This is a genomic window from Pseudoalteromonas sp. CF6-2 (genome assembly GCF_021729425.1).
Taxonomy (GTDB): domain Bacteria; phylum Pseudomonadota; class Gammaproteobacteria; order Enterobacterales; family Alteromonadaceae; genus Pseudoalteromonas; species Pseudoalteromonas arabiensis.
Map to the genome: position 1 here is coordinate 443,495 of NZ_CP091443.1, position 10,854 is coordinate 454,348.

8 protein-coding genes are annotated in these 10,854 nt (G+C 40.4%); 3 read left to right on the plus strand and 5 right to left on the minus strand.

What is annotated here, in order from left to right; genetic code table 11:
* Positions 1-27 precede the first annotated feature (27 nt).
* Entirely contained in the window at positions 28-306 is a 279-nt protein-coding gene (locus tag L3Q70_RS18725) for a hypothetical protein (protein ID WP_237115300.1), read from the minus strand.
* Between the two features lie 255 nt (positions 307-561).
* On the opposite strand from L3Q70_RS18725, the gene L3Q70_RS18730 reads away from it, so the two are divergent.
* A complete protein-coding gene (locus tag L3Q70_RS18730) occupies positions 562-1,191 on the plus strand; it encodes a hemolysin III family protein (RefSeq protein ID WP_237115301.1) in 630 nt (209 codons plus the stop codon).
* Here the strand turns inward: L3Q70_RS18730 and L3Q70_RS18735 are convergent.
* Positions 1,188-1,496 carry an MGMT family protein gene (locus L3Q70_RS18735; protein ID WP_062568125.1) on the minus strand — a complete coding sequence of 103 codons (309 nt, stop codon included), beginning with the start codon at positions 1,494-1,496 and terminating at the stop codon, positions 1,188-1,190. The genes L3Q70_RS18730 and L3Q70_RS18735 overlap by 4 nt on opposite strands.
* Positions 1,480-2,391, minus strand: a complete 912-nt coding sequence (locus L3Q70_RS18740) for a LysR family transcriptional regulator (protein ID WP_062568126.1) — start codon at positions 2,389-2,391, stop codon at positions 1,480-1,482. Before L3Q70_RS18740 ends, L3Q70_RS18735 begins: the two co-directional genes overlap by 17 nt.
* Before the next feature lie 117 nt (positions 2,392-2,508).
* Here L3Q70_RS18740 and L3Q70_RS18745 point away from each other — a divergent pair, with 117 nt between their 5' ends.
* Both L3Q70_RS18745 and L3Q70_RS18750 read left to right on the plus strand, forming a co-directional pair.
* Positions 2,509-3,594 carry an efflux RND transporter periplasmic adaptor subunit gene (locus L3Q70_RS18745; RefSeq protein ID WP_062568127.1) on the plus strand — a complete coding sequence of 362 codons (1,086 nt, stop codon included), beginning with the start codon at positions 2,509-2,511 and terminating at the stop codon, positions 3,592-3,594.
* Complete coding sequence (locus tag L3Q70_RS18750; protein WP_237115302.1) at positions 3,594-6,665, plus strand: efflux RND transporter permease subunit; 3,072 nt, start codon at positions 3,594-3,596, stop codon at positions 6,663-6,665. The genes L3Q70_RS18745 and L3Q70_RS18750 overlap by 1 nt, the downstream gene beginning before the upstream one ends.
* A gap of 55 nt (positions 6,666-6,720) precedes the next feature.
* Here L3Q70_RS18750 and L3Q70_RS18755 read toward each other — a convergent pair whose 3' ends face one another.
* Positions 6,721-8,322 (minus strand): amidase, encoded by a 1,602-nt coding sequence (locus L3Q70_RS18755; RefSeq protein WP_237115303.1) that lies wholly within the window; start codon positions 8,320-8,322, stop codon positions 6,721-6,723.
* A 311-nt stretch (positions 8,323-8,633) separates the two neighbouring features.
* Positions 8,634-10,544, minus strand: coding sequence for a methyl-accepting chemotaxis protein (locus L3Q70_RS18760; RefSeq protein WP_062568130.1), 1,911 nt, complete (start codon positions 10,542-10,544; stop codon positions 8,634-8,636).
* Positions 10,545-10,854: the final 310 nt, after the last annotated feature.

A 10,854-nucleotide genomic window follows, 5' to 3' on the forward strand; every position in this document is an offset into this window, starting at 1 on the left:
TGATTTCACTACTCATTAGATGTTTCCTTACTGCTTATTTTCTACAACAGGTGCTTTAGCAATAACGGTTGATTTGTCATTTTCCTTATCAACCTCTTCGCTCATGTATTCATTAAGTAATTGCTGAGCATCAAATTCAATACTGTTTGTCACATTTTGTTTAAGCTCATTACTCGCTTGTTGAACATAACTTTTTAGCGATTGAGTAATTGTGTTGCTAATATCTAGTTCAAAGTCAGTCGCACTTGCTTGAGTAGACCCTAATACAAGTAACGCAGCTGTTGTAAGTTTAAGTGAGTTATTCATAATGATATTCCTTGTCTCTTTAAGTAATTAGTCGTAACTACTTAATCAAAGGTTGTGCCAGCATGAAAATATTTTTCAACCCATTAATTTTTAATGATTTTTTGTAAATTTTAATTTTTCATCCTATTCAGCAATGGTTAATAAAACCAATCAATTTAATATTTTTGACTAACTATTAGCGAAAAAATAAACGTTGATATTTTCAGCGTACACTTGTACACTGAAACTGTTTTTACAATCACTTTTAGAGAGTTTATGACTGCTCAGTTACCTTACTCGCGTCAAGAAGAACAACTCAATGTACTCACTCATAGCATGGGCGTGTTATTTGCTTTTTACGTACTGTGGGATTTGATTTCGCAATCAAAAGCTGTGTCAGCAACAGTCAGTGCGATTGTTTATGGTTCGAGTTTACTGGTGCTTTTTATGGCATCAACACTTTACCATGCAAGTACCAAAGCGCGTTTGCGTGCCATCTATAAAAAATGTGATCATTGCGCTATTTATTTGCTAATTGCTGGTACTTACACGCCATATCTCGTCATATCATTATCGGGAATGTGGGCAATTGCAGCGCTGGTATTTATTTGGAGCTTAGCAATAGGCGGGGTCATTTATAAATTAGCGGTAAAAAATGGCAATAAAAAAGTATCACTTGCAACCTACTTATTAATGGGCTGGTTTGCCCTTGCCCTTGTCTACCCTCTGTACTTAAATTTAGATCACAGTGCTTTGTGGTGGTTATTAGCAGGAGGCGTTGCTTACAGTCTTGGTACTTTTTTCTACAGTGCTAAAACACGCCACTATAGTCATGCTATTTGGCACGTATTTGTACTTGTTGGGTGTGTATGTCACTACTTATCAATCAGTTTATATGTTTTTTAATGCCATTGGTGTAAACGCATATTGATTTTAGCTTTATTAAAGCTCACCCCTTCACTGATTAATTTTTGCCGTTGTTCAAGGTGTTTACTTGTCCCTTCTGGAAAAGAGATTTTACCTTGGCTATTTACAACACGATGCCATGGAATAATTGAATCACTGGGCATTTCTTTTAATAAGCGGCCAACCAATCTGGCATTTTGCGGGTAACCCGCAAGCGTAGCAACTTGCCCATAACTTGCTACTTTACCTGAAGGGATAGAGGCTATTATTGTAAAAATTAACTCTTCTTTAGTTGCCTGTTGCATGGGCTTGCTCCGTATATTCTTTACTTACCTCACTAAAGGCTTGCCAAATTGATCTTGCAACTGGACCATGATGCACTGAATGTTGCCTAAACACGCGAATTTCTGCGCCAAACTGGTGCTCTCTATCCGTAATTTTTATTTGCTGTAACAAACCTGATTCTATTTCAGCCTGACAGTGTTGCAGACTTATCATTGCCCAACCAGCACCCGAGAGTAAAAACGACTTAACACTGGTAATATCATCTATTTTCATTAAGGCCGAGCCAAGGTTGTAAGATAGCCTGTCAGAGTCAAAACTCAGATCACTTTCAAACATAGCCAGACATGGGTAATTTTGTATCTCGGCAAAACTAATCTCTCTTGGCACGACATGAGGAGCACTCACTATACCAATATCAAACTTACCTATCGGTAAACTTTCGAGGTCCCCTGTTGCATGAAACAAATCAAACCATGGCCCAATGCCTAAATCTGCCTGCAAGCTATTAACTTGTTCTAAAGACACAAATCGTTTTCCTGAAGAAATACTAAACTCAGTACTTGCAAAGCACTTAAAGGTTTCGCTTATCACTTGATTATAACTATGCTGATGACACAGTTGCTCGTAGCAAATTCTGTAACTGGCTTCATTACCCAGCGCAAGTTCTTTTGCTAAAGAAGCCAATTCACTGTTTGCATTGAGTAATTGACGTGCTTCACGATAAAAAATGCGCCCTTTCTCTGTTAAACATAAGCGATACTGATTTCGGTCTAACAATTCAAAACCAAGCTCTGACTCAAGCTTCTTTATAGCAAGCGTCAATGCAGGTTGTGTTTTGTGTAATGTCACAGCTGCTTGGCTTAAACTAGAGCTTTGCACGATTGCATCTAAAATTGTTAATTGATTTAAATTCATTAATCACCAAAACCATTAAAAAAACTAATGATGTTTCTAAAATTTAATAATTTTTATTTTATATCTTTGCAGCGTATCCTGCATCAAATTTATGCTTTCATATCTATGGAGAAGACAATGAGATTGGCATCCGCCGTATTAATGAGCAGCGTGTTTTTGTTACTTACGGCATGTACAGAGCAAGCAGCACAAAGTGACGTTGAACAAGTTGTTCGCCCTGTTAAACTTTTCAATATAAACAGTAACTCAGATCAAGCAATCCGCAGCTTCCCCGCTGAAGTTGTGGCTAACCAAGGCTCTTATCTTGCTTTTAGAGTTAACGGAGAGTTACTTGAGTTCCCAGCACTTGCAGGTCAACATGTTGAAAAAGGAGAGCTTTTAGCCAAACTCGATCCAGAAGATTTCGAACTTCAGTATGAAGAGCGTAAAGCACGTTTTGAACTTGCTGAATCGCAACTTGAACGTGTACAGAAATTATTTGACCGCTCCATTGCCAGCCAGTCAGAGTTAGATCAAGCCACTGCCAATAAACAAGTGGCAGAATCTGCAATGAAAATTGCCAAAACCAACCTAGATAACAGTGAATTACGCGCTCCGTTTGCAGGCACTGTCGCAAAAGTATTTGTGAAAAACTTTGAGAATATCCAAGCTAAACAAAATATTCTACGACTTGAAACCCGCGACTTAATGGATGTGGTCATTCAAATACCTGAAAAGCTCATCGCTCGTATAGATAAAGACGTGCAATACCAGCCAGAAGTCGTCTTTGATGGTTATCCAGATAAATCTTATCAGCTGACAATAAAAGAGTTTGATACCCAAGCCGACCCGACTACGCTAACCTATAAAGTAGTATTTTCGTTACCTGTGCCAGAAGATTTTAACCTACTTGCGGGTATGACAGGTCGTGTAGATATTGATTTAAGCAAAATCACTAGCTCACAATCAGCCTACACATTACTGCCAGTTGAAGCGGTATTCTCTGAGCCTACAGAGCCTGAAGGAAAGAATAGTTATGTATGGGTTTTTGATGAAAATAGCGGCCAAGTACATAAACGAGCTGTAAAAGTCGGGCAATTACACCGCGATGGAATTGAAGTACTTTCAGGCATTGAAAAAGGCCAAACAGTTGTCGCGGCAGGCGTTCACTTTTTAGAAGAAGGTATGAAAGTTCGTCCATGGCAAAAAGAGCGAGGCTTATAATGAGTTTTGCAGCACTGGCCATTGAACGTAAAGTCGTAAGCTGGATGTTTGCCCTGTTTCTGCTAATTGGTGGCACAGTGGCCTATTTTGGCTTAGGACAGCTTGAAGACCCTGAGTTCACTTTAAAAAAAGCGATGGTGATCACCGCATACCCGGGCGCCTCTCCCCAGCAAGTTGAAGAAGAGGTCACCTTCCCTATAGAAAATGCCATTCAACAACTCCCCTATGTTGATTATGTAACAAGTATTTCATCTCCTGGTAAGTCGCAAATAACCGTTGAGATGAAAAGTAGTTATCGCAAACAAGACCTACGTCAAATTTGGGATGAACTGCGCCGAAAAATTAATGATCAAGCATCGTCAATGCCTTCTGGGGTATACCCTAGCAAGATCATGGATGATTTTGGGGATGTATACGGTGTAATGTACGCCGTAACCGGTGACGGCTATTCTTATGATGAACTCAAAGATTACGTTGATTATTTAAAGCGCGAACTGGTACTGGTCGAGGGTGTGAGCAAAGTCACCATAGGCGGTGAGCAACAAGCCCAAGTAATGGTTGAAATCTCTACGCGTAAACTTGCCCAGCTGGGTATTTCACCAAACCGTATTTACCAACTGTTACAGACTCAAAATAGCGTCTCTAATGCGGGTAAAGTACGTGTGGGTGATGAATCAATTCGTTTACACCCGACGGGTGAATTCAAGGATGTTAAAGAGCTTGAAAGCCTGCTTATTTCAAAGCCAGGTGAAAACGAACTTATTTACCTAGGTGATGTAGCAACCGTGTTTCGTGAATATGCCGAAGTCCCCACCAACATCATTCGCTACAATCAACAACAGGCTTTATTGGTAGGCGTGTCTTTCAGCTCAGGCGTTAACGTTGTTGATGTAGGCATGAACATTGATGAGCACTTAGCTTCTCTAGAATACCAACGCCCCCATGGTATGGAAATTAACAGTGTATATAATCAACCTGCTGAAGTTGAAAAGTCTGTCAGTGGCTTTATTATCAGCTTACTTGAAGCTGTTGCCATTGTAATTGTCGTGCTGCTGCTCTTTATGGGCTTTAAAAGTGGTGTGTTAATTGGCGTTATTTTGCTTTTGACCGTACTGGGTACTTTCATATTCATGAAGTTATTTGCCATCGATTTGCAGCGTATTTCACTGGGTGCGTTAATCATTGCGCTCGGTATGTTGGTTGATAATGCAATTGTTGTCACCGAAGGCATACTCATCAACCTAAAGCGCGGGCAAACAAAACTACAAGCCGCAACCAATATTGTTAATCAAACAAAATGGCCTTTGTTAGGTGCAACGGTTATTGCGATTACTGCATTTGCTCCGATTGGTTTAAGCTCAGATGCAAGTGGTGAATTTGCCGGAAGCCTTTTCTGGGTACTCTTTATTTCATTATTACTTAGTTGGATTACCGCAATTACACTTACTCCTTTCTTTGCTGATTTAATGTTTAAACAAGCGAAAGAGAAAGAACCGCACCATGACGAAGACCCCTACCAAGGCGTGATTTTTAATGTGTATAAAAGTGTTCTTCACACCTCTATGCGTTATCGGAAAACCACCCTTCTGGTTATGGTTGTGATGTTAGTCAGTGCGGTGTTTGGTTTTAAGTTTATAAAGCAATCATTCTTCCCAGCATCAAACACACCGATGTTTTATGTTGATTACTGGCAAACACAAGGTACTGATATACGCAGTACGATAGACGGTGTTGCTAAGCTTGAAAAATTCTTACAAGCAGACCCGCTAGTTGAGGAAATCACCACCACGGTGGGCCAAGGTGCGCCGCGCTTTATGTTGACCTACGCACCTGAAAAATCATACCCAGCCTATGGGCAATTGATTATTCGCGTAACAGATCGAGAAGCCGTTACAACCATGATCGAGAAGGTGCGAGATTATCAACACAAACATGTGCTTGACGCTCAACTAAAGGTTAAGCGCATGGAAATTGGCCCGTCGACTGATGCTAAAATTGAAGCGCGTTTTTCGGGTGCTGATCCTGTCATACTTCGTCAATTGGCTAAGCAGGCTAAAGATATACTGCATCAAGATGCAGGTGCATTTAATATTCGTGATGATTGGCGAGCACGTTCGAAACTTATCCGCCCACAGTTTAACGAGCAAAAAGCGCGTCGCTTGGGTATTGCCAAATCTGATCTAGACCAGCTACTACTCACCAGCTTATCAGGCAAGCAAGTTGGTGTTTATAAAGATGGCACACAAATGCTACCTATCATTGCTCGCTCACCTGCGGAAGAGCGTTTAAACGTTGAGAGCTTACGTGACTTACAAATTTACAGCCCTGTACTAGGTGTATTTGTGCCAGTGACACAGGTGGTTGATGACTTTGTGGTTGAGTGGGAAGACAGCCTCATCATGCGTCGCGATCGCAAACGAACTATTACAGTCATGGCTGATCATGATGTTATTGGCGATGAAACCCCAGCCAAGCTGTTCGCCCGTGTCCGTAAAGATATAGAAGCTATTGATTTACTACGTGGTTATGAGCTGCAATGGGGTGGTGAATATGAATCATCAACAGACGCCCAAAAAGCAATCTTTGGCTCATTGCCGCTTGGCTATCTAGCTATGTTTGCCATTACTGTATTGTTATTCAACTCAGTGAAGCAGCCTCTCGTCATTTGGGCAACCGTGCCGCTTGCCATTGTTGGTGTGAGCGCAGGCTTATTGCTAATGAATGCGGCTTTTAGCTTTATGGCTCTACTGGGCTTACTCAGCTTAAGCGGTATGTTAATTAAAAATGGTATCGTCTTGGTTGATCAAATAAATATTGAACTAGATAGTGGCAAAGAACCATACAAAGCGGTATTCGATTCAGGCGTGAGTCGTGTTCGTCCTGTTGCTATGGCTGCAATCACCACCATTTTAGGGATGATCCCACTGTTATTTGATGTGTTCTTCCAATCAATGGCTGTAACCATTATGTTTGGTCTAGGTTTTGCGACAATACTCACGCTTATCGTCGTGCCTGTTCTGTACACTATGTTGTTCAAAATCAAGGTGCCTAAACAGCGTCATAGCAGCTAAATACGCTCGCTTTAAGTATCCCTTGAAAAATCGTTTTCAAGGGATACTCTACAAACTAATAGTATTTATAACCAATTAACTGCTCTATACGATAAGCAATCGCTATTAATTCTTTCTCACTTAATGAGCCACCTGTAACTGATAGCCCAACAGGCATATGATGCACTTTCCCCATGGGCAGAGTTAAGTGAGGGTACCCCGAAACAGCAGGATAACTAGAAAAGCTGCCAGTAAAGTGATCGCCATTAATGCGATCTATTGACCAAGCGGGCGTTAAAGTAACGGTAATAATGGCATCAAGGTCATGCTCCTTGAGCATTTTATCTAGACCGTCTTCTCTGGTCGCTTGGTGAACATTTTGCAATGCCTTTATGTAACTTGGGTCAGTTAACTTGGCTTTTTTCTGAGACTTCTCAAAGATCTCTTGTTGGAAATAAGGCATTTCGTGGGCTGCGTGTGTTTGATTAAATTCGATTAATTTTTTCAGTGTCAGTGTATTGTACTCATTTGGTAATTGAGCGAGGTAGTCGTTTAACGTCGCTTTGAATTCATACAGCAATACATCATAGCTATCTTGATAAAAATTAGCATAAGGCTCTGTCGATAAGCCTTCGACTAATACCGCTCCCTCTTTTTCAAGTACCTTTTTAGTCTTATTGAAAAGTAACTCAACGTGCTCATGAGCGAGTGGCGCAGCATAAAGCACGCCTAAGCGTTTTCCTTTTAGAGAATGTTTTGAAGTTTCAGGCATATAGTCATCGTTTATGCGCTCTTTGGCTATTTTTGTTGCAGCGTCTTTATCATCAACACCTTGCATCACTGAAAGTAAAATAGCTGCATCAATAACCGAACGCGTCATAGGGCCTGCGGTATCTTGCGTATGTGAAATTGGCACAATACCAGTGCGACTTAACAAACCCACTGTGGGCTTGATGCCAACAATCCCATTTGCAGAAGACGGACAAGTAATTGAGCCATTGGTTTCAGTGCCAATCGCTGCCACGCTTAAAAATGCTGCAACAGCTGCACCAGAGCCAGAACTAGAGCCACATGTAGAGCGATTTAAATCATGAGGATTACGTGTTTGGCCACCAATCGCACTCCACCCAGACGATGAACGCTCAGAACGCATATTAGCCCATTCGCTTAAGTTTGTTTTACCTAAAATAATGGCACCTGCATTTCTAAGCTTGGCGATAATCGGCGCATCTCTATGTGTAAAGTTATCTTTTAATGCCAACGAGCCTGCCGTTGTCGCCATCTCTTTAGTTTCAATGTTATCTTTTATTAACAGAGGTATGCCGTGTAGAGGACCACGTGTTTTCCCTTTGCTTAACTCTTCATCCAGTTGCTTTGCAATAGCTAAAGCGTTTGGATTCATTGCAATCACTGCATTGAGTTGCGGATTAAGTGTCTCTACTTGCTGAATAAAAAACTGTGTTAATTCAGTTGAAGTTAGCTGATTAGCTTTCATCGCTTGAATGAGTTGTGGAATAGTACTTTGTTGAACAATTTCTTTTATCGCTTGAGACTTTTGCTCTGTAACGGATGTGTTTTCGTTTGCTGATAATTTAAAACTCAAACACATTGTCATTAAAGATACGCCCAATGTTAACTTTACGAGCATGCGCCTAAACGTATTTTTTCCTGTGTACATTTTTTGCCCCTTTTTTATAATTTTTATAGGGTTGTTCTGGCAATTACTGCTGCATTGTTCTACTTCTACGCAAGAGCAATCTACAACTTTTAACGCAGTGAGCGTCAAATTAACCCTCTAAAATGATTAAGTATTTTTGCAGATTAGTATCAGTACCGATTTATAGTCTACCCTGATTAGAATGAAGGGCGCTAGTTTTAAGGCTTTAAATATCGAAAAGTAAATAACGAATGGGTGTGGGCTGTTATGCTAAAATATGCTGAATTGGGGCAATGCTAGAGACACCCAGCATTGCTCCATTTTTAGTAGGCTTAAACCTTAAAGAAACTTATAAGTTTAACCATAGCTTGTGTTTGATTTTCAAGTAGTCGCGTTTGTTTGCTGATATCACTTAAGCTCGATGCGTTATCATCCGCAAGCGCCTTTATTTTCACAACATTCGCATCGACTTCTGCGGCAACAGATGACTGCTCTTCAGCCCCCACGGCAACTTGATTATTGGCCTCGACGATATCGTTAATCGAATACACAATTTTCTCAAGTGATGCGGTCGAATCATTTGTTAAAGCTGCAACCATTTGCCCTTTTTCATTTGATGTTTTCATAACATCAACGACATTGTCAGCACCAAGCTTGATTGCTTCGATAATGTTGGTGATCTCGCTAATAGAGTCTTGGGTGCGCTGTGCCAGCGTGCGTACCTCATCAGCAACCACGGCAAAACCACGCCCCTGCTCACCGGCACGAGCCGCTTCAATGGCGGCATTCAAGGCAAGTAGATTGGTTTGATCTGCTATATTGCGGATCACATCTAATATCCCTTCAATGTTTGCTGTATTTGAGCTTAAACTTGTGACTACTTCCATCGCATTTAATAACGCATCCGCAAGCTCACTCATTGCAACATCGGTTTGACCCACCACTGCTTTAGACTGTTCTACGCCCTCTTCTGCATTGTGGCTTGTTTGTGAGGCGCCACTTGCACTTTGTGCAATTTGTAACGCAGCGGCAGCCATTTCGTTTATAGCAGTTGCGACCATGTCTGTTTCGAGTTGCTGTTGAGAAACAGAATCTGTTGCGCCCGATACTGAATTCGTTATTTGGCAACTTGATGCTTCTATTTCTTTGGTGACTTGAACAACTTGATCTACAACATTACGTAACGCATTCGCCGATTCGCTTAACGCGCTATTTAACTGGCTAAACTCATCGCTGCCTGTAACCTGAATAGTTTGGCTCAAATCACCCTTCGCTATATGAGATGCAAAATCAATAGACAGATTTAACGGCCCCATAATACTGCGAATAATCCACCAGCCAACGGAAATCGCAATGGCAAACGCAATCATCACAACTATAGCCATTATTAACTGCACGGCGTTTTCTCGCTCACTGGCAATCACTTGTTCTTCTTCAACAAGTTTTGATGCTGCCTCTGAAGCGCTGTTAGCAACACGTAACATCTCAGCTTGAATAGCATTTAATTCATCGTAAGTAGCAACCGTCGATTTAAACACTTGATAATAGTGAGTTATATCATCTAATAAGTCATTGAGTAAGGCTTGTGTACTGGCAGCAAGCATTATTTTCTTTAAACTATTAACATTACTTTTAAGTTGGCTAATTTGATTAGAAATATCACTCTCTAGTTGCTGAGTAGGCGCAGTATTATAACGCCACACATTGACACGAATTTCCGCAAAATCGTCCCGTACTTGCTTGGCTTTTAAAAAACGACCAAACTCCGAAAAATCGGATTGATTGGTTGAAAAGTATTGCTCAATGCTGTTTAGCGTCTCGTCTATGCCATTGATGACAGAATGAGCTGCTTGATTAACCTCATCGCGCGCATTAATTTGTTTTTTCTTAGCAGATACGAAACGTTCAAACAATTGCGTGAAATCGTTAATTCCCTGTTTTATTGTATTGACTTGAGTCACACTCTGCTCAACTGCCATTTGGCTTTTAGCCGCATTCAATGTACTAATTGCTTCTTGCGCTTCGCTCAATACTTTTTTGGTGAAATCAGGGTTTTCCTGAATCATATAATCAGCTTGAGCCAATCGTGATGTATATAAACTTGCATCAGCAAATGTGAGATTTAACATGATGTCTGTTTGTGTTGCTTGAGATTTTAATGAAAATGAAGCGTACACCCCCAACCCCAACATCAAAAACAACACAGCGGCAAACATTGCATAAAGTTTTTGTTTAATAGTCAATTTTTCGTATCCATCAATAAATTCAGTACGAAAATATTATAAACAAAGATTGATAAAAAAATGACAAAAATTTCAATAAAACTATGTTTTCATTAGAAAATAGCCCAAAAAAGGAACTCGCATATTAACCAGCAGCAGACCCTTTATTTATAAAAACCATATAATCATTTCCAGCTATATTCATCCCATAAAACTAAGCAACTGATAATAATGCTCTTTTAAATGATCTCGCTCTGAGAAGTTTATTTTTTATTCGAAAATCGAGTGCCTAATAAGAAATTACGACCACAACATTTACTTTTTTGAAATT